This window comes from Polyangium fumosum (genome assembly GCF_005144585.1).
GTDB classification, from domain to species: Bacteria; Myxococcota_A; Polyangia; order Polyangiales; family Polyangiaceae; genus Polyangium; species Polyangium fumosum.
On sequence record NZ_SSMQ01000036.1, the window covers coordinates 47207 to 67270 of the forward strand.

At 69.0% G+C, this 20064-nt stretch carries 15 protein-coding genes; 7 read left to right on the forward strand and 8 right to left on the reverse strand.

The features are described 5' to 3' along the window. Positions 1-60 precede the first annotated feature (60 nt). Genes E8A74_RS29560 through pilM form a run of 5 tightly spaced genes read right to left on the reverse strand, consistent with a single transcriptional unit; the run spans position 61 to position 5370 of the window. A complete protein-coding gene (locus tag E8A74_RS29560; protein WP_136932448.1) occupies positions 61-2361 on the reverse strand; it encodes a type IV pilus secretin PilQ in 2301 nt (766 codons plus the stop codon). Positions 2362-2406: 45 nt separating this feature from the next. After that, entirely contained in the window at positions 2407-3036 is a 630-nt protein-coding gene (locus E8A74_RS29565; RefSeq protein WP_136932449.1) for a pilus assembly protein PilP, read from the reverse strand. Then, a complete protein-coding gene (locus tag E8A74_RS29570) occupies positions 3033-3677 on the reverse strand; it encodes a type IV pilus inner membrane component PilO (protein WP_136932450.1) in 645 nt (214 codons plus the stop codon). Before E8A74_RS29570 ends, E8A74_RS29565 begins: the two co-directional genes overlap by 4 nt. Continuing rightward, complete coding sequence (locus E8A74_RS29575) at positions 3677-4315, reverse strand: PilN domain-containing protein (RefSeq protein ID WP_136932451.1); 639 nt, start codon at positions 4313-4315, stop codon at positions 3677-3679. The genes E8A74_RS29570 and E8A74_RS29575 overlap by 1 nt, the downstream gene beginning before the upstream one ends. Then, on the reverse strand, positions 4312-5370 hold the full coding sequence (gene pilM / locus E8A74_RS29580; protein ID WP_136932452.1) for a type IV pilus assembly protein PilM: 1059 nt from the start codon (positions 5368-5370) through the stop codon (positions 4312-4314). Before pilM ends, E8A74_RS29575 begins: the two co-directional genes overlap by 4 nt. 204 nt (positions 5371-5574) lie before the next feature. Between pilM and E8A74_RS29585 the strand changes: the two genes are divergently transcribed. Together E8A74_RS29585 and E8A74_RS29590 are read left to right on the forward strand one after the other, a co-directional pair. Further along, the gene (locus E8A74_RS29585) at positions 5575-6675 is read left to right on the forward strand and encodes a peptidoglycan L,D-endopeptidase MepK (RefSeq protein ID WP_136932453.1); all 1101 of its coding nucleotides are present in this window, start codon (positions 5575-5577) and stop codon (positions 6673-6675) included. Between the two features lie 194 nt (positions 6676-6869). Continuing rightward, the gene (locus E8A74_RS29590; protein ID WP_170229471.1) at positions 6870-7673 is read left to right on the forward strand and encodes a sigma-70 family RNA polymerase sigma factor; all 804 of its coding nucleotides are present in this window, start codon (positions 6870-6872) and stop codon (positions 7671-7673) included. A 39-nt stretch (positions 7674-7712) separates the two neighbouring features. On the opposite strand, the gene E8A74_RS29595 is transcribed toward E8A74_RS29590, so the two are convergent. Both E8A74_RS29595 and kal/cle read right to left on the reverse strand, forming a co-directional pair. Continuing rightward, the gene (locus E8A74_RS29595; protein ID WP_136932455.1) at positions 7713-10226 is read right to left on the reverse strand and encodes a hypothetical protein; all 2514 of its coding nucleotides are present in this window, start codon (positions 10224-10226) and stop codon (positions 7713-7715) included. Between the two features lie 37 nt (positions 10227-10263). After that, positions 10264-11601, reverse strand: coding sequence for a bifunctional 3-aminobutyryl-CoA ammonia lyase/3-keto-5-aminohexanoate cleavage enzyme (kal/cle, locus tag E8A74_RS29600; RefSeq protein ID WP_136932456.1), 1338 nt, complete (start codon positions 11599-11601; stop codon positions 10264-10266). A gap of 77 nt (positions 11602-11678) precedes the next feature. On the opposite strand from kal/cle, the gene uppS reads away from it, so the two are divergent. The 3 genes from uppS (at position 11679) to E8A74_RS29615 (ending at position 14797) form a co-directional block, all read left to right on the forward strand. After that, positions 11679-12455, forward strand: coding sequence for a polyprenyl diphosphate synthase (gene uppS, locus E8A74_RS29605; RefSeq protein ID WP_136932457.1), 777 nt, complete (start codon positions 11679-11681; stop codon positions 12453-12455). Between the two features lie 2 nt (positions 12456-12457). Then, positions 12458-13288: a phosphatidate cytidylyltransferase gene (locus E8A74_RS29610; RefSeq protein ID WP_136932458.1), complete on the forward strand. Its 831-nt coding sequence runs from the start codon at positions 12458-12460 to the stop codon at positions 13286-13288. Between the two features lie 183 nt (positions 13289-13471). Continuing rightward, positions 13472-14797 carry a Glu/Leu/Phe/Val family dehydrogenase gene (locus E8A74_RS29615; RefSeq protein WP_136932459.1) on the forward strand — a complete coding sequence of 442 codons (1326 nt, stop codon included), beginning with the start codon at positions 13472-13474 and terminating at the stop codon, positions 14795-14797. Between the two features lie 72 nt (positions 14798-14869). On the opposite strand, the gene ygfZ is transcribed toward E8A74_RS29615, so the two are convergent. Continuing rightward, positions 14870-15793 carry a CAF17-like 4Fe-4S cluster assembly/insertion protein YgfZ gene (gene ygfZ / locus E8A74_RS29620; protein WP_136932460.1) on the reverse strand — a complete coding sequence of 308 codons (924 nt, stop codon included), beginning with the start codon at positions 15791-15793 and terminating at the stop codon, positions 14870-14872. 773 nt (positions 15794-16566) lie between these two features. Between ygfZ and E8A74_RS29625 the strand changes: the two genes are divergently transcribed. Next, positions 16567-18555, forward strand: coding sequence for a DUF4215 domain-containing protein (locus tag E8A74_RS29625; RefSeq protein ID WP_232379798.1), 1989 nt, complete (start codon positions 16567-16569; stop codon positions 18553-18555). A gap of 143 nt (positions 18556-18698) precedes the next feature. After that, entirely contained in the window at positions 18699-20036 is a 1338-nt protein-coding gene (locus E8A74_RS52850; RefSeq protein WP_170229472.1) for a serine/threonine protein kinase, read from the forward strand. Positions 20037-20064 lie beyond the last annotated feature (28 nt).

Below are 20064 nucleotides of genomic sequence, written 5' to 3' on the forward strand. Positions count from 1 at the left end.
CCGCACCCGCTCCAACGACACCTCGGCCGCCACCGACCCCTCTTCCCGCCCTGTCGATGGCTACTTTCCGAGCGCCTCCGCCCGATTGACGATGCGTGGCGTGATGAAAATCACGAGCTCGCTGCGGCTGTCGCTCGACCTCCGGCGCTGGAAGAGCACGCCGAGGATCGGGATGTCGCCGAGGACGGGGACCTGGTCGAGGTTGCGGCCCGTGTTGCGCGTGAAGATGCCGCCGATGACCGCCGTGTGACCGTCCATGATGAGCAGGTCGGTCTCGGCCTCGCGCTTCAAGATCGTGGGATCACCACGCGCCGAGGTCTGGTTGAAGTCGGGCTCGTCGCGGTTGATCTTGACGTGCATCGAGACGCTGCCGTCGCTCGTGACGTGCGGCTTGACGAGGAGCTGGAGCTTCGCCTCCTGGAAGGTCGTCTGCACGCCCTGCGCGCTGATCTGCGAGAACGGGATGAGCGTGCCCTGGCTGATGCGCGCCTCGCGGTTGTCGAGCGTGAGGATGCGCGGGCTCGACACGATCCGCAAAAGGCCACTCGCCTCCGCCGCCGAGAGGCGCACGGCGAGGTTGACCGTGTTGTCGATCGAGCCGAGCGTCATGCCGATCGCGCCGCCGAGGCCCGTGCCCGTGGTGGCCGGCAAGTTGACCGCGAAGTTCGGGTTCTGGACGGTGTTCTGGAAGGGCGAGAGGCCCCCCGTGGGCGTGGCCTGATCACTCGCGCCGCCCGTGATGCCGATCTGCGAGGGGAAGACCAAGCCGGTGGGGTTGCCGGTCGCAGGGCTGACGGTGCCGTCGCCGCCCCACTGGATGCCGACGTCGCGCAGGTACCGGCTCGTCGCCTCGACGATACGCGCCTCGATGAGGACCTGCGGCGTCTGCGTGTCGAGCGCGCGCACGAGCTCTTCGAGCTGGTCGAGGTTGCCCGCGACGTCACGCGCCACGAGGACGTTGGTGCGATCGTCGACGGCGAGCGAGCCACGCGGCGAGAGCAGATCCTTGCCGCGTGCCTGGAGCTCCTTGGCGACGGCGTAGTTCACCGGGATGAGGCGTGTCTCCAGCGGCGCCAGCGCGAGCTCGTTCTTGCGGCGCGCGAGGTCGAGCTCGCGCTCCTTGTTGAGCTCGGCTTGGGGCGCGACGCGGATCATGTTGCCCTGGCGGACCATGCCGAGGCCCTTGGCCTGGAGGACCGTCTCGAGCGCCTGATCCCAAGGGACGTTGCGCATCCGGATCGTGACGGTGCCCTTCACGTCGTCGGACGTGACGATGTTGACGCGGCCGACGTCGGAGACGAGGCGCAGGACGTTGTGGATGTCGGCGTCCTTGAGGTCGAGGTCGATGCGCCGGCCCGTGAAGCGGCGTTGCTGCGCGAGCGTGGTCGGCAAGAAGCCCGCGGCCTCTTCACCGTCCACCGTGGTCTCGGCCGCGCGCGACGGGCTCGGCGTCGCGGCGACGTCCTCTTCCCGCGCCACCGTGCGCACGCGGCGCGCGGCCCCGCCGTCGGCGCCGACGCCGCTGAGCATCGGGTGCGCGGCGTTGTCCGCGAACGTGAGGACGAGCGTGCTGCCCTCCCGCGCGACGACGCCGACGACGTCGCCCTTGGGCTCGACCTCGACGACGACACGCGACGCATCGCTCTTGCGCCGGTACGTGGAGATCGCGGTGATGGTGCCGCCGAAGGCGCTGACGTCGAGCTTGCGTTCGAGCGCGTCGGGAAGGCGCGCGCCTTCGAGCTCGAGGATCGAACGGCCATTCGCCGAAGTGACGTGCGAGAACTTCACGTTCTCGTTGAGCTCGACCGTGACGCGATCTTTGCCGGGTTGATGGTCGTACCGGACGTTCGTCACAGCCGCGCCGGAGGCGACATGCTCGGCCTTGCGCTCCTCGGTTTTCGGCGTCGCGGACGACGTGACGACAGGCGCGGGCGCGCGCATCGGCGCGGTCGCATCCGCAGCCGCGAGGTCGACGACGAGGCCGGTGGGCGTGGCGCTGATGCGGTACTCCGCCGTGCGCGCGAGCTGCACGAGGACACGTGTGATCTTCTTGCCGTCGTGATCGAAGGTCTGCGTGAGGATGCCGGAGGCGAGCGCGTTGCCTTGCGTGATGGCGGCGGGCGCGCCCTTGATCTCGGCGCCCGAGACGTCGATCACGAGGCGCTTGCCGCCGCTGTCGACGCGCGCGAAGAAGCGCGGCTCCGCGCTCGTCGTGACGGAGATGCGGGCCTCGCCTTTCCCCGTCGAAGCGAGCTTGACGTCCCGTACCTCGAGCCGCGTGTTCCCGTCGGCGTATGCCCTTGCGGAGGCGAAGGAGAGGAGCGCCCCGAGGAGCATCGCGGAGCGCGGTTTCGTCAGCATGCGCCCGATGCTACCCAAACCGCGCGAAGGGGGCCTAATTCGTCGCTACCGCCGGCCCTCGTTGCCCGCGTTTTCCTCGGGGAAGAGCGCGACGACCCGCGTGACCGGGGCAATTTCCGGATGTGCCGGGTCCTCGCGAACAAAAACGACGTCCCCGTCGCGGATGCGGTCGACGCGCCAGTTGATGGCCACGTCGATCCCCGCCGGACCACCCGTGCGCACGATCTCGGGCTTGCCCACGAAGTCACCGACCTTGATCACCCACCCCACGTTGGCGGGGTCGATGAAGAGCGCCCGGGGCTGCGAGCGCGTGACGAGGCCCGAGAGCTTGAGCTCGTCGAGCGCGTACCGCTCGATCACCACGGTCCGCTGCACCACGGTGCGGCCCTTGGCCTGCTGCGCGAAGACACTCGCGAAGCCGCGGAACGGGTCGCGGTTCTTCTCGGTCTCGGTGAAGTCAGCCTCGCCGAACTCCCGCTGTGGCAGGTCGAGCTGCTCTTTCTTCGCGGCCACCACGCCGCCGTCCGTGCCTACGCCGCCGTCGGGCCCGGCGCCGGGCGGAGGCGTCGCGCTCGGCGGGGGCACGTAGAACTCGTCCTCTTCGCAGCCGGCGGCGAGCGCGGTCGGCACGAGCGCGACGAGGAGGAGCGCGAGCTTCGGGCGCGGGCTCTTCATTTCCCGGTCCCCCTTCGCTTCGCGCCGTCCTTGCCGTCGAGCTTGAGCGCGCGGAAGGCGGTGCCGAGGCACTCGACGGTGACCTCCGGCTCGACAGGCTGATCAGGCCTCACCGTGCCGTTCTTCAGCGACAGCTTCATCTGGATGTCTTCCATGTTGATGATGCGGTCGATCTGTCCCACGCCGTGGAAGAACTTTGCGATCTGGTGGTAGCGACCGGTGAGCGTGAGCTTCATCGGCACCTTGGCGAAGAACTCTTGCGGCACCTCGTCGACGGGCGTCCAGCTCGTGAGGTTGACGCCGGCGATGGTGGCGGTCTGCTGGAGCGAGGCGAGGAACGCGGGCGTCTCGGGATCGTCGGGCAGGATCTTCTTCGTCTGCTCGGCGCGCGCTTCGCTGCGGATCTTCTCGTCGCGGTCCTTCTGGTAGGCCTCTTTTACAGCCTCGGCCGCGCGGAGCTCGCCGCGGAGCGTGCCCTCGCGTTGCTTGGCGGCGGCGAGGTCGTTCGAGAGGTCTTCGTAGACGAAGACGAAGAAGAGCGCGCCGACGAGCGTCAAGAAGAGCAGGCCAACGCCGATCTTGCCGGCGAGGGGCAGGCGATCGAGCGACGAGCTTCCCGCCGCGGGGGCTTTGGCGGCCATCAGTACCTCACCTTGAGCTGGAGGGCGAAGCTCACGAGATCGATCTTCGAGACCTGATCGGCGTCCTTCTTCCCGGGCAAGAGCGTGACCTCGTAGAAGTAAGGCGAGAGCTTGAGCCGCTGCGCGAGCTCGTAGACGTCGTTGCCGTCGCGCGCGAGGCCCTCGATGCGCACGGTGCGTTGTCCTTCGAGGTAGGCCGTGAGCCAGAGCCTGCGCGAGTCCCAGGCCGGGTTGAAGACGGCGAGGGGGTTGTCCTTGCGGAGCTTCGCGAGTTTGTCCGGATCGGCCGAGGGCCCTTTGCCGGTCGTCATGATCTGCGCGAGCTCGAGCAGGACCGCGGTGGGCCCGCTGCGGCCCGCCTGGAGCTTCGCGATGGCCTCTTCGCGCGCGCGGAGGACGGTGAGGGCCTTCTTGATCTCGTCGTGGTCGGCGACGATGCGCTTGATGTCGTCGATCTGGCTCTTGAGCTGCGCGTTCGTGCGGTTCTGCGCGTCGAGCTCCTCGCGCTTCGACTGGTAGAAGAGGAAGAGCCCCACGATCTCGAGCAGCACCACGGCGAGCACGACGAGCAGCCAGCGCTGGCTCGGGGCCCCCGTGGCCGCGCCGCGCTTGTGCGGCAGGAGGTTGATCCGGATCACGCGCGCTTCTCCTTGTCTTTGCGCATGGCGAGACCCAGGGCCACGCAGAGCTGCGAGCCGCGGGTGCGGAGCATGTCGGCGTTCACGTCCTTGCCCTCGACGGCCACGCGCTCGAGCGGCTGGAGCATCTCGACCTGCACGCGCGAGCGTCGCGAGATCGCCGCAGGCAGCGCGGGGAGGTTCGAGGTGCCGCCCGTGAGGTAGATCCGGTGCATCTCGGGCTCGCCGCTCGTGGCGAGGAAGAAGTCGAGCGAGCGCTGGATCTCGCCGGCGATCGTGTCGCAGACGGCGTCGACGATCGGCGGCACCTGGGCCGTGGGGCCGAAGGGCTGCGCGACGCTCTGGCACTTGAGCTCTTCGGCCTGTTCGAACGTGACGCCGAGCTGCTTCTGGATCTGCTCGGTGACGTAGTTGCCGGCGTTCGGGATGTCGCGCGTGAAGGAGCTCGCGCCGCGCGAGACGATGTTGATGGAGGTGAGCGAGGCGCCGACGTTGATGATCGCGAACGTCTGATCGGCGGGGATGCCGCGGCCGTACTCGAAGAGGTTCTGGACGGTGAAGGCGTCGATGTCGAGGACGAGGGGTTTGAGCTTGGCTTGGCGCGCGACCTCCAGGTAGTCGCTGACCTCTTCACGCTTCGCGGCGACGAGGAGGAGATCCATCTGCCCTGCTTCGGGGCGGCGACGCAGGACCTCGTAGTCGACGTGCACGTCCTTGATGTCGAAGGGGATGTGCTGCTCCGCCTCCCACTGGATCTGCTCGTCGAGCTCGGTCTGGGTCATGAGCGGCACCGTGATCTTGCGGATGATCACGGCCTGGCCGCTGATGCTCAGCGCGACCTCGCGTTGCTTGATCTTGGCGTCCGCGAGCGCCCGGCCCACGGCCGCGACGATCGCCGAGGCGTTCATCACATGGCCGTCGACGATGCTCTGCGGCGGCAGCGGGCAGTAGCCGGCCCGGACCAACGACAGCCCTTTGCGTCCTTCCTTGAGCTGGCACACCTTGATGGCGCTCGAGCCGATGTCGACGCCCACCAGGTTGTTTCCGTCCGCCATCGATCCGTCCTGGTCCTCGTTACTGCGGCGCGCGGAGGCTCCGCCGGCCAAACCCCGGGAGGGGGCTCCGAGCCAGCATCGCACCCCCGCCAATCCACGGCCAAAATAGTGCTTTACGCATCGATCGGTTCCGCGTACCGAAGGTAAGACAGCCTTGGGTGCGTGGCCGTATCGAACCCCCGAGCAACGTTGAATACATCACACATGGACGCGAACGCCTCGAAACCGGCTCGATCTTCGTTCCGGCTCCGCTGCGTGGCCTTGATGGCCGGCGCGGCGGCAGCGCTGCTCTCCGTATACGCCGAGGCGGGGGACGTCGTTCACGTCGTTGCCAAGGGTCAGGTCCTCGTCCAGATCGCCAAGCGGTATCGCACGACGGTGGACGCGATCCGAGCGGCAAATGGGCTCCGTCCCGGGCAGCTCCTCAAGCCGGGGCAGGAGCTCGTGATCCCCGAAAAGGGGAAAGAAGCGGAGGCCGCGAAGAAGGCGGCGGCGCAACGAGCGGCGAAGGACGGCAAGAAGGCAGACGCGAAGGAGAGCGCCGCCGCTGGCAAGGGGAAAAAGAAGGGCGACCCGAAGCCGGCGAAGCCCGAGCCGCTCGTGATGAAACCGAAGCGGCCGGGGTTCGTGAAGATCGTACGGGGCAGCGAGCGCCTGGAGACGCAGCTCCTCACGAAGCACGGGCGGCTCGTGCCGTCGGCGCTCACGGGGCTCGGCAAGATGATGCGGCACGGGCCTTCAGGCGCGAAGACCGCGATCGATCCCCGCCTCGCCACGCTGCTCGGCATGGTCAGCGATCATTTTGGTGGGCGCACGATCCACATCACGAGTGGGTTCCGGCCCTACTCCCCCACCCAGTACACCAAGCACTCGAACCACAACCTGGGCAGGGCCATCGATTTCAGCATCGAGGGTGTTCCGAACACGATGCTGCGCGATTTCTGTCGGACCTTCCGCAATGCTGGTGTAGGTTACTATCCGAACAGCACATTCGTTCACCTCGATGTCCGGACCACGAAGGCCTTCTGGATCGACTACTCCAGACCCGGTGAGGCCCCCCGCTACGATTCCCCCGTGGCCCAGGCATCGGCAGACGAATCGACGGCGGACGTGGATCAAGCGCCTTCAAGCGCGACCCCTACCCCCGCCGGGGTAGGAAAAGAAACGCAACCCACATCCCCCGCGCAGGGAGGTGGGTCCGGGGAACCCCATCCCCCCCCTTCGCAAGTCGTTGATCCTTCAACTGGAAACTCCAGCACGCAGGATCCGACGCCTCGAAACCCGTCGAAGCCGGGTCAGAACTGACCCAGCCATCGTCGGGAGCCTTAGGGATTTTCCTGATAGTCTAAGGGAATTTCCTGGTGCAGAATGCGTGGTGTAGATTCGTTTGCGGTCCTTCTCTGGAGGACGGGACCAGTGTACGTTTGGGACGAGCCGCTCCTTGCCACCTCACAAGGATGTGCCACGAACGTTGCTTACATCACGAGGTCCCTGAACAGATGCAGCAGTCCTACTTCCACCGTCAGGATGTTCAGGAACGAGACGCGACCGTCATCGCCCAGGCGGACCTGAGCGGGTGCACGGCCATGGTGTCGCCCTGCGCCCCGCAAGAGCCCGCCAGCATGGTCGGTCGCCGCTCGCTTCCCGAGGCCCCGATGTCCGACGTGCGGCCTCGACGCGCGCGGACCGTCCCGGAGGGAAGCCTGGCACCGGTGTGCCCGCAGACGCTCAAGAGCTACCTGCCGCTCGTGAACCAGATCGTCGCGCAGATCGCGCGGCGGCTGCCGGCGAACGTGCTGCGAGACGATCTGCTCGCCGCAGGTGTCTTCGGGCTGCTCGACTCGCTCCGCAGGAACGGCGGCAACGGGGGCGACACGTTCGAGTGGTACGCGCGCATGCGCATCCGCGGCGCGGTGGTGGACGAGCTGCGCGCGCAGGACTGGCTGAGCCGGCGCCGGCGCGCCGCCGTGACGGCCGCGCGCGAAGGCGAGTCGGGCGCCGCGCGGCCGACATGCCTCGTGAGCCTGCACGACCTCACGCCGGTCGAGGAGCAGGTGCACCTCGTCGCCGAGGACGAGGACCCGGCGGCAGCCCTGGAGGCCCGCGAGTCGTACCGCGCGTTGTTCCGAGCGATGGAGCAGCTCCCCGAGCGCGAGCGGCAGATCGTCGGGATGCACTACTTCGACGGCGTGAAGCTGAAGGACATCGGCGCGCACCTCGGCGTGAGCGAGCCGCGCGTGTCGCAGCTCCACGCGCGCGCCCTCGGGCGGCTGAAGATCCTCATCCAGCGCGCCGCAGCCTAGCCGCGCCCCCTCCCCTCTCCCGCGCGGAAGAGGGGCGACCTAGTTCGCTTTTGGAGGACCCACCAGCGCGGACGCGCGCCCCCGCATGGGACTCTCGAGCACGTAGAGCGTCGTCTGCTCGTACCGGGCTTCGGGCCCCGTCTCGCCGCCGGCGCGGTGGACGAAGGCGTTCAAGTGCGCGCCGCGATCGAGCGCCACGACGCGCGCGCAACCCACGTCCACGAGGGCCTCGGTCGTGGCCTCGTCGGTGTCGAAGGTCGTCGATGCGAGGAGGACCGCGCCGTCGCCGAGCGCGCACAAGGCCGCGCGCGGGCGCATCGAGCCGACGACACGCGCCTCGGGCAGGGGGCGGCCTTCGTCCGCGGTGAGTGGTAGCTCGCTCGCGTCGGCGTCGGGCGTGGGCGTGAAGGCCTCGCTCTTGTCGATGCGCACGGGCCCCTCGCCGACGACGAGCACGCCCGCGCCGGGGCCGAACTTGAGGCCGATGGAGCCGTCGATCGCGAGGCCCCGCGGGGCCTTGCGGCGGCCCGTGCCGAGGCCTGCGGCGGCGAGGACGTGGGGGCGCTCGGCATCGGAGAGCGCGGCCGGGAAGGTGCCGCCGAAGCGGTGCGAGAGCTCCTTCTCGCCGGCGCGGATGTGGAAGGTGAAGCGCTCGGGGGCAAACCACGCGAGGCGCACCTGCGCGCCGAGCTTGGAGACCGTCGCCGTGTAGATGCCTGGTTGCCAGAGCGGCGTGGGCTGCGTGCCGGGATCCGGCTCCCACGCGACGCCCTCGGGCAGCGGCGCATCCGGGTTCGCCTTGCGCACGACGACGTAGACGAGCTCCGTGGGCGAGCCGGAGAGCGCGCGCTCGGGGAGGAGCGACATGCCGGCCACGTGCGTGCGCGCGCCGATCTCGTCACCCGTTCGCTGGAAGAAGCCGATGCCCGTGGGATCCGGGCTCGTGGCGAGCGGGAGGGCCTCGCGGCAGCCGGCGAGCACGAGCGCGCGCGCGAGCAGCTCGGCGGGCAGAGCCTCGCCCCAGCCGTAGATCAGGTGGCCCGCCTCGGTCACGCAGAGCGCGGAGCGATCGGCGAGGACCGCGTCGGCTTCGGAGAGTTTTCCGACGTGGCCGGACGTGACCAGCGGCGCGCCGGTTTGCCGGAGGGAGCGGATCCCCGGCGGTACGTCCGCGCCGAAGGGCCAGGCGCCGATCGAGGGACGGCCGAAGCGATCCACGGCGAGCGTGGAGGCGTCGGGGCGCGGCGGCAGGAAGGCGCGGCGCTCGACGACGAGGCCGAGCGGAGGCGCGTTTGCCGGTGGCCCCCCCGCGAACACGGCGACGGCCGCGGGCACGTCGGCGGCCGGGATGCGGCCCTCGCCGCGCAGACCCGTCGGCGTGCGCGGCGCGAGCGTGCCGGGCATGGGGCGCAGTTCGAGACGCCGGCCGTCCATCGCGACGAGGTGCACGACGGCGTGCGGGCGATCGGGATCCGGGCGGACGAGCGTCGTGAAGATCGCGGGCGGCGCCTCGGGCTTGCTCATCGGCAAGGGCGCGGGCGCCGGGAGCCACAGGCCCTCGCCGGGCAGGGTCCGCTCGCGCTTCGTGGCCACGCGGGGCGGCGGGAAGCCTTCATCCGAGGGCACTTCGGTGGGCGGCGCGGCGGGCAGCTCGGGCGGCGGCGACGCGGTGCCCTCGCGCAGGTGGATCGCCGTGGTCCGGACGCTCGTGACGATCCGCTTCACGCGGCCGGCGGCGCCCTCGCCGACGGCCTCGCGCATGGTCTCTTCGAGGAAACGCGACCACGGGGTCACGTCGTGTGGGAGGCGCTGCGCCGACAGCAGGTGCTCGTCGCGCGTGCCGGGGTTCACGGAGGCGTCGGCGAGCGTCACCGCGGCGGGGAGCGCGTTCTCGCCGAGGGCCATGACGAGCATGTCCTCCGTGAGCTCGAAGCGCGCTTCCTTGGGCGGCGCGCCGAAGAGGACCGCGATCTCCCCGATGCCACGCAGCGCGCCCTCGGAGAGCCAGTTCTCCACGGCGGCGCGCAGGCGCTCGCTCCGGGTACGCGCGGCTTGCGAGGCTGCGTCGCCCGCGAGATCGAGGATCGTGATCCCCTGGACGACGCCGTCCGCGCTGGTGGCGTAGGCGGCCCAGCGACCGTGGGCCGCGAGGTCGTGCTCGTGCCCGAGCGGCGTGTTCGTCAGGTTGACGACCCTGCGCACGGCGACCGGCCGACCGCCGCGCGAGATACGTACTTCCGCGCGGTAAAGATCGTTCGTCGGCGTGGCATCCGCGCCGCTCGGTCGCGCCGCCAGGAAGAGCACGCGGCGGCCGAGCATGGCGTCGTGCACCAGACCGCCGCGCTCTTCCCACACGAAATCCTCGGGCCGCACGGAGCCGCCCACGGAGGCGCCGAGCATGGCCGCGATGGCTTCGACGCTGCGCGCGGGAGGCGCTGGGCTCGTCGCGACGCGGATCAGGAGCGCGACGAGCGCGATCCCGAGGACGAACGGTCCACGCGAGCGCGCGTGCGCCGCGAGGGTATCGAGAAAGGTGCCTCGCGGCGACGTCATGGTTTCCGGGCGGGGAGGTGTTGGGATCGCAGCACGATCAAGCGGCGGTCGTGGGGATGCCGAGGAGCACGCGGGCGCGATCGGGGTCGACGATCTCGCGGCCGAGGCTCCGCGCGTAGGCGGCGGCGCGCGCGACGAGCGGCGCGCTGCCCTCGGAGAGCACGCCCTTCTCCAGGTAGATGTTGTCTTCGAGGCCGACACGCGCGTGGCCACCGAGCTTGATCGCGAGCTCGGTCATCGGCCGCTGGTAACGACCGACCGCGGCGACGGCCCAGCTCGCGCCGGCGGGGATCTGCGAGCGCATGAAGAGCACGACTTCCTCGCTCGGCATGATGGCACCGGGCACGCCGAGGACGAACTGGAAGTGCAGCGGCGCGCCGAGGAGACCCTCCTTCAGCAAGGAAAGCGCCTCGTGGATGTGGCCGACCTCGTAACACTCGAGCTCCGCGATGCTGCCGGCCTCGCGGATGCGGCGCGCGATCGCGCGGATGTCGGGCCGCGTGTTCACGAAGATGTCGTCGCCGAAGTTGATCGTGCCGCAGTTCAGCGTGGCCATCTCGGGCTTGCACGCGAGCGGGCCGAGCCGCTCCTCGACGCTCATGCCGACGGCGCCGCCGGTCGAGGTCTGGATGATGACGTCCGTCTTCTCGCGGATGCGGCCGATCGCCTCGCCGAAGAGCTCGGTCGACTGCGAGGGCGTGCCGTCGGCGTTGCGCACGTGCAGGTGGATCACGGCGGCGCCCGCGTCGCGGCAACGAGCGGCCTCGTCGGCGAGCTCCTGCGCGGTGATCGGCAAGTAGGGCGTGTGCGCGCGCGTCACCTCGGCGCCCACGATCGCGGCCGTGAGCACGAGCGGCGACTCGGGCGGCGTGACGATCACGTGCGGGGGCGGCGTGATGATCGGGCGTGGCTCGGGCAGCTTGGCCACGAGCTCGGGGCCGGGCGACGAGAGCGCGGGGAGCACGAGGCGCGGACGGCGCTGCAGATCCTTCGGCACCACGCACGTGCCGATCGCGCGGCAGACCACGACGGGCTCGGCGAACGCGTCCGCCGCGGAAGGCGAGAGCGCTGGATCGCGCACGTTCGCGACGACCTTGCGAGCTTCGAAGGCCATCGTGCGCGACGTGTTGCCCACCTTCGTGATGACGCCGGTCGCCTCGATGTAGTCGCCGGCACGAACGGGCGCGAGGAACTCGACGGCCTCGTAGGCGCGGAAGAGGCCCTCGTCGCCGTCGAGGCGGATGAGCAGCTCCGTCGCGACATCGCCGAAGAGGCCGAGGATGCGGGCCCCATCGACGAGCTCGCCCGCGTAGTGGGCGTCGTGGGCTCCGATACGGACGCGAAGCGTGACGGTCAAACCTAGGCCGATGCTCATGGCGGGAGACTCAACAGTCGACAGTCGGTAGTCAACAGGGGAAACTGCGCGGCGCCTCTCGGGCGTTCGAGACAGTGATGACGTACGTAGACGCGAGCAACCTGCCACACCACGTCGGGATCATCATGGACGGCAACGGCCGCTGGGCCGAATTGCGCGGCGAACCTCGTGAGGCTGGCCACAAGGCCGGCAGCGCGGCGGTGCGCAGGGTGGTCCGGGTGGCGCGGCGGCTCGGGCTGACCGCGCTGACGCTTTATGCGTTCAGCGAGCAGAACTGGGCGCGGCCGATCGGTGAAGTGGACGCGCTGATGGGGCTTTTGCGGGAGTTTCTGGTCTCGGAGCGAAACGAGATCCTCGACAACGAGATCCGGCTCGTCGCGATCGGCGACCTCGAGCGGCTGCCGCCGTTCGTGCGGGAGGCGCTCGATCCGCTGCGCGTGGCCTCGGGGGACAACTGCAAGATGACGCTCGCGCTGGCGCTCTCGTATGGCGGGCAGGAAGAGATCGCGCGGGCGGCGCGGGACCTCGCGACCGAGGCGTCTGAGGGCAAGCTCGATCCGTCGTCGATCGACACCCGCGCGATCGCCTCGCGCCTGCCGAGCCTCGGCGTCGGCGAGCCGGATCTCATCATCCGCACGGGCGGCGAGCATCGGATCTCGAACTTCCTCCTCTTCGGCGCAGCCTACGCCGAGCTCGCCTTCACCGACGTCCTCTGGCCCGACTTCAAGGAAGAGGACCTCTTCGAGGCGCTCGCCAGCTACCAGCGTCGCGAGAGGCGCTTCGGTCGCGTCCTTTCGCATGCTACGTCTCCGCGCACGGCTTCGCCCCTCGACGGCGGGGCGATGAGGGTTTGACCTTGGCTGCCCGTAGCAATCTCGCGACGCGCCTCCTCTCGGCGCTGGTCGGCATCCCCGCCATCCTTGCGCTGCTCTACCTCGGCCCCCCGTGGGGCTGGGCGCTCTTCCTCGCGGTCGCGCTCCTCGTCGGCGCGATCGAGTTCTTCGGCATGACGCATCCCGAGGACGCCGTATCGCGGTACCTCGGCATCGGCGTCACGCTCGGCGTGATGGCCGTGCTCTGGCTCTTCGGCACCGACGCGCGCGTGCTCGTGACGCTCGTCTTCCTGCTGCCGACGATCGCGCTCTTCATCACGCTCGCGCGGCTCGGCTCGATCGAGACGGCGGCGCTGCGCGCGGCAGCGATGGGGTTTGGCCCGCTCTGGCTCGGGGGTGGGCTCGGCTCGCTCGCGATGCTCCGGCGCGACGGCGGCGATTCTGGACCGGGATTCGTCGTGCTCGCGCTCGCGCTCTCGTGGTTCAGCGACACCGGCGCGTATTTCGCGGGCCGGTTCCTGGGTAAACACAAGCTCTATGAGGCGGTCAGCCCCAAGAAGACGATCGAGGGCGCGGTCGGCGGGCTCGTGGCAGCCGTCGTCGGGGCCCTCGCGGGGCACTATCTCTACTTGAAGAGTTTGCCCTTGAACCACGCGATCGTGCTCGGCCTCGTGGCGGGCGCGCTCGGCCAGGCGGGAGATCTCGCGGAGTCGATGATCAAGCGATCGGCCGGGGTCAAGGACTCGGGCGGCATCGTCCCCGGCCATGGCGGCATCCTCGATCGTGTCGACGCGTTGATGGTGACCGGGACGTTTACATACATCTACGTCCTCTTCTTCTGGCCTCGACCTTGATCGATCGTGTGACCACCCAATGACGCGCGCCGTCGCGCGGGCGTGATGTTGCAGCGCACAAATGGCAATTTTTTCGCAAAAGACTCGATGACGCGCGTCATCGGCGAATGACGCGCGGCGCGCGCGCGGGACCGCGAAACAAAAAATGGATTTGGGCTTTGGCACGGACTAGAACGGCCACCCATGGATAACCAACAGACGGTGAGCACAGCCGGGTCCTTGAGCGTGCCGCCCGCCTCTGTCGAGAAGCACCACAAGTACGAGTTCTTCAAGGTCGTACAGGGCTATCTGGACGAGGCCGCCCGCGTCATCGATTTGCCCGAGTACATCCAGACGATCCTCAGCCAGCCGAAGAACGAGATCATCATCAACTTCCCCGTGAAGATGGATGATGGCTCGATCCGGCTCTTCAAAGGCTACCGGGTCCAGCACAATAACCTGCTCGGCCCGTACAAGGGCGGCATTCGTTATCACGAGGGCGTCTCGCTCGACGACGTGAAGGCGCTCGCGGCGATGATGACCTGGAAGTGCGCGCTGATGAACCTGCCGCTCGGCGGCGGCAAGGGCGGCGTCAAGTTCGACCCGAACAAGGTCTCGCGCGACGAACTCCAGCGGATCACGCGTCGGTTCTTCCACGCGCTCGGCTCGAACATCGGCCCGGATACGGACATCCCGGCGCCGGACGTCGGCACGGACGCGAAGTCGATGGCGTGGGCCATGGACACGTACATGAACACCGTCGGCAGCCTCTTCCGCCAGTCGGTCAAGGGCGTCGTGACGGGCAAGCCGGTCGCCGTCGGTGGCACGCTCGGCCGCGAGAAGGCCACGGGCCAGGGCCTCGTCTACACGATCCAGGAGTGGGCCGAGGAGCGCGACTTCCAGCTCGGCGGTGCGACGCTCATCGTGCAGGGCTTCGGCAACGTCGGCTCGTTCACCTCGCTCATCCTGTCGCGGCTCGGCGCCTCGACGATCGCGGTCGGTGATCACTCGGGGTACCTTTACAACCCCGAGGGCTTCAACCCCCACAAGCTCCAGGACTACGTCAAGAAGAACCGCTCGATCGCGGGGTATCCGGGCGGCAGGACGATCAGCCGCGAGGAGTTCTTCAAGATCAAGGCCGACATCTTCATCCCGGCCGCGCTGGAGAACCAGATCGGCATCGACGAGGCGAAGTCGCTCCAGGTGCGGCTCGTGGCCGAGGGCGCGAACGGCCCCTGCTCGCCCGAGGGCGAGCGGATCCTGATCGATCGCGGCATCGACATCCTGCCCGACGTGCTCGCGAACGCCGGCGGCGTGACCGTCAGCTACTACGAGTGGGTGCAAAACAAGCGCTCGGAGCACTGGACGCTCGAAGAGGTCGACGAGCGCCTGGAGAAGGCAATGCAGCGCGCCTACCGCGAGGTCGTCGAGCTCGCGCGGCAGAAGAAATGCTCGATGCGCGTCGCGGCCTACGCCGTCGCGCTTCAGCGAATCGCCGCGGCCTACGGCGAGCGCGACATCTTCCCCTGATCCAATCCCGATAGGGCTGGCCGTCTTTGCGGCGCGCGGATCGAGATCCGCGCGCCGCTTTTTTTGGGCCGCTCAGGAAACGACGGCCGGCCGCCCCGACACCGAGATCGCCGTGCCTTTCGTCGCGTGCTTGTACTTCACGTACCCGAGCGCGAGGACACGACCCGCCTCGGGCCCCTTCGCCACGCTCGTCACGGCGCCGATCACCTTGCCGGTGGCGTCCGTGATCTCCGCCGACGCGGGCACCTCAGCGTCGCCCTCGATCGAGATCGGCACGAGCTTCTTCTTCACGTGCCCGCGCATTTGCAGCATGAACACGGCCTCCTGCCCGAGGTAGCAGCCCTTCTGGAACGAGACCGCGAGCGGCTCCAGCGAGGCCTCCTGCGGGTAGTTCTCCTCGGAAAAGTCCTTGCCCCAGCGCCCGAGGCCGATCTCCACGCGGAGCGCCTCCCACGCCGCCTCCTCCGCGAGCCGCGCGGGCGCCGATCCTTTGCGCTCCAAGCGTTCGAGCGCGACATCCACCGCAGCCGGCTCGAACGCGAAGAGCGCCCCGCCCTTGCCCGACGAGTCCACGGAGGCCGCGGCGATCGCGCCGTAGGCACGCGCGAGCGAGGCGAGATCCTTCGCCCCGGGGCCATGGGCGACGGCCCACGCGACCTCCGCGCTCACGTCTTCGAGTTCGACGTCCTCCATGATCACGTAGTGATCGAAGTGCTCGATCAGCGGCGCGATCCGATCCCGCGGCGCGCCCACGAGGAGGCGGTCGTCGTCGATCAGGATCCGCAGCTCCGCGAGGATCTTGCCGGTCTTGGCGACGGCGAACCCATAGGCGCCTTGGCCCGCCTTCAGCGGCGCGAGGTCGCAGGTGATCATGCCGTTCAGCCAGGTTTGCCGGTCCTTGCCGCGGATCGAGAGCGTCCCGAGCTCGGGGGCGCGGAGGAGGAGCGCGCCTTCGGCGAGGGCGCGGCGCAGGGGGTCGATGTCGGTTTCGCTCATGGGGCTCGGAGGAACATGGGGGTTCGGACGGGAGCGGGGCAAGGCCTCGGGGGCTCTCCGGGCTAGAGCGAGCTAGCGGACCCGTCAAGGACCCCGCGACGGGCGAGCACGGGTGTGATGCTCTTGGCGTGAGGAAGGTGCGTGCGCGATGGAGAGACCGTATCCGGATGGCTTTGACTGCGTCTGGCTGGCTACAGATCGTGATGGGCATGTCGGTGCATTTGTTACGGGAGGGACGGGTCCGATCCCCGTGCAGGCGCTCCATACCGACCCTATGCCCGTGGAGGACATCGAGGAGCAAGTTTGGAAATTGCCCCGTGTCTCCGGCGCCCGGCTCTTGATCACAATCGTGCGACCTGATGACTTTGTCGCGTTCGCAGAGCGGGGCCTGTTTGTCTACGATTGGAGCGATGTCCATCGTACTTCACGAGAGTCGATGCATGCGTACGAACTCGTCGCGGCTCCCGGCCCTCCCATCACGCTCGACGCATTGCCTGGCGAGCTCTTTGCCTCGTTGGGGGACATCGTCCGGCTGGATCGGGTTGCTTTTGCGGATAGCCCGTGGCTCGACGTTCGTGCGCATGCGAGCTGTCGGGATAGGGAATAGCAATCCGGTCTGACGAGGGTGTCGTCGCCCCCACGCGCTCCGCCCTCGAGCGAGCCAGCGAACCGGTCAAGGGCTTGCCGGAGGTCCCCCCGGCCTCCCCGTTTGCGGTATCTTCCACGATCGTCCCGCCCTCTGCGGACACCACCCCTGGCAAAGGAGCTTCCCCATGCGACGCAAACACGCCTTGATCTTCTTCCCCCTCGCGGCCGTTTCCCTCGCCGGCGCGATCGCCGTCGGCTGCGGAGGCGGCGAGTCCCCCGGCACGCCCGGCGGAACGGGGAGCGGCGGCGCGCCCGACGGTGGGAACGCCGGCGGCGGGGGCGAGGGCGGGGACGGGGGGTTTTTCGTTGGCTCCGGTGGCTCTGGCGGCGCGGGGGGCGTGGGCGGCGCGGGGGGCAGCGGGGGCGATTGTGACGGCGGGCCTTGTGGCCCGGTGTGCGGCAATGGGGTCATCGAGCCGGGGGAGGTCTGCGACGACGGCAACGTGAACGCGGGGGACGGCTGCTCGAACGATTGCACCGCGATCGAGAAGGATTACGCGTGCCCGATGCCGGGCATGGCTTGCGTGAGCACGGTCGTCTGCGGCGACGGCAAGGTCACGGGCGCCGAGACGTGCGACGACACGAACGCGGCGCCGGGCGACGGCTGCGACGCGGTTTGCCAGGTCGAGCTCGGCTGGCAGTGCCCCGTCATCGGCGCGGCCTGCCAGGCCGCCGCGTGCGGCGACAGCATCCTCGCGGGCCAGGAGGAGTGCGAGGACGGCAACGCCGTGGCCGGCGACGGCTGCGACGCGAATTGCCAGCTCGAAATCGGGTGGGTTTGCCCGCCTGGCATGCCCTGCAAGGCCACTGTCTGCGGCGACGCCATCGTCGAGGGCAAAGAGCCCTGCGACGACGGCAACAACAACATGGGCGACGGCTGCACGCCGTTCTGCCAGCGCGAGCCCGACTGCGCGATGGGCGCGTGCAAGTCGACCTGCGGCGACGGCCTCAAGCTCCCGGGCGACAACGAGCAATGCGAGGACGGCAATAGCGCGGACGGCGACGGCTGCTCCTCGACCTGCCAGATCGAGCCGGGTTTTTCCTGCCAGGACGTCGCGCAGAACGCGGGCAACACGCTGGAGATCCCGATCGTCCTGCGCGACTTCAAGATCGCGCACCCCGATTTCGAGAACTTCAGCGGAAACGACCTCGGGATCGTGCAGTCGATGCTCGGCCCGGACGGCAAGCCCGTCTACGCGGGCAACCCGACGACGCCGACCACCTCGGGCAAGGCGAACTTCGATCAATGGTACCGCGACGTCGCGGGCGTCAACTTCACGGTCCTGCAGAAGCTCACGCTGACGCAATTGCCGTCGGGCGCGTACCGGTTCGACGACTCGACGTTCTTCCCGCTGAACGGCATCGCCTTCGGCAACGAGGGGAACGCGAACAACTTCCATTTCACGAGCGAGGTCCGGTACTGGTTCGAGTACAAGGGCAACGAGCAGCTCGATTTCACGGGCGACGACGACGTGTGGGTCTTCGTGAACAAGCGGCTCGCGGTGAACCTCGGCGGCGTGCACGGGGCGCAGACGGGCGGCGTCTTGCTCAACGCGGCGAAGGCGGCGGAGCTCGGCCTCGAGCTCGGCAAGATCTACGAGACCGTCGTGCTCCAGGCCGAGCGGCACACGTCGCAATCGAACTACCGTCTCACGCTCTCCAATTTCGTGAACACGAAATCGACCTGCCAGAGCGTCTGCGGCGACGGCGTCCTCACCCCGAACGAAGCCTGCGACGACGGCACGAACGACGGCAGCTACGGCTCGTGTACGCCCGACTGCAAGAAGGGCCCGTATTGTGGCGACGGCATCTTGCAGCCGGAGGGCAACGAGGAGTGCGATGACGGCGTCAATTTGACCCCGTACGGCAATGGGTGCGCGCCGGGCTGCAAGATGGGCGCGTCCTGCGGCGACGGCCAGATCGACAGCCTCTTCGGCGAGCTCTGTGACGACGGCACGAACGACGGCGGCTACGGCGAATGCGCCGCGGGCTGCACGCTCGGGCCGCGCTGCGGCGACGGCATCGTGCAGGCGGGCTTCGAGTCGTGCGACGACGGCAACAAGACCCCCGGTGACGGCTGCGATCAGAAATGCATCATGGAATCGCCCAAGTGAAACCCGGCTCGCGGGCGCGGGCAATCGTGGCCGCGATCGTGCCCCACGGAACCGCGCCCGCTCGCATTCGTCGCTGACAGCAGGTCCCCGCCGCTCCCTCCTTCTTGAACCGCCGCGCCGGACCAGGGTACGATGGTGTTCGCGTGAACACCCTCTCACGAGCGGAGTTGCCGGAAGGCTCGATCTTCCACGGTCACTACCAGATCGTGCGTTCCGTCAACGCCGGGGCGATGGGCGCGGTGTACGAGGTCGTCGACCTCAAGACGCGGCGGCGGCGCGCGCTCAAGGTGATGCTGCCGAGCATCATCCAGAACGCCGAGATGCGCGAGCGGTTCAAGCTCGAAGCCACGATCACCGCGGACATCGTGAGCGAGCACCTCGTCGAGACCTTCGACGCCGGCGTGGATCCCGACACGGGCGCGCCGTTCCTCACGATGGAGCTGCTCCAGGGCGACGACCTCGCCACGCTCCTCCAGGAGCGCCGCCGGTTCGCGCCGGCGGAGATCGTGGCGCTGCTCTTTCAGGTCGCGCGCGCGCTCGACAAAACCCACGCGGCGGGCATCGTCCACCGCGATCTCAAGCCCGAGAACCTCTTCGTCACGCACCGCGACGACGGCTCGCCGCGCGTGAAGGTCCTCGATTTCGGGATCGCGAAGATCGTCGCGCAAAGCGAAGCCGCCGACCGACAAACCCGAAACCTCGGCACGCCGCCCTATATGTCGCCCGAGCAGATCACGGGGGACGGGACGATCGGCCCGCGCTCCGACCTGTATGCGCTCGGGCACATCGCGTATGCGCTCCTCGTGGGGCAGCCTTACTGGGGGGAGGAGGCGAAGACCTGCGAGACCGTTTATTCGTTCCTGATGACCATGATGCAGGGCGCGAAGGAGCCGCCGACGCAGCGCGCGAAGCGATATGGCGTCACCTTGCCCGAGGCGTTCGACGCGTGGTTTGCCCGGGCCACCGACATCGTGCCCGCGGTGAGGTTCGAGAGCGCGTCGGAGCAGATCGCCGCGCTCGCGGCGTCCCTCGGCGTGGCGCTGCCGGCGACCGCGCCCTCCGAGGTGCTTCGTTCCCCGGCCCTCGCCGCGGCGCCCGGGATCCCGCCCGGGCCCGCCTCGGACAAGCAGACCTCGAAGGCCCCTTGGATGGCCATCGTGGTCGCATTCGTGGCCTTGCTCCTCGGCGCCTCGCTCGTCGTCCTCGTCGCGCGGCGTCCGGCGCAGGAGGAAACCAAAACCGCGAATGCAGCCCCGGCCGCGAGCGCGAACGTGGCGCCCCCCGAGCGTCCGCCGTCCCCGCAGGCGCCGCTGACGACCCCCGAGGCGGTCACGGCCGCGGTCACGGCCACGGCGTCGACGCTCCCGACCCCGCCGGCGTCCAGCGCGCCGGCTTCGCCTCGCGGAAAAGCTCCGTCGCACAGCGCTCCGTCCAAGCCAGCCAGCAAGTCATCCCTTTATGATCAGCTCAAGACCCTCTAGCAGCCTGTGGACTTATCGTCGCGAGCGC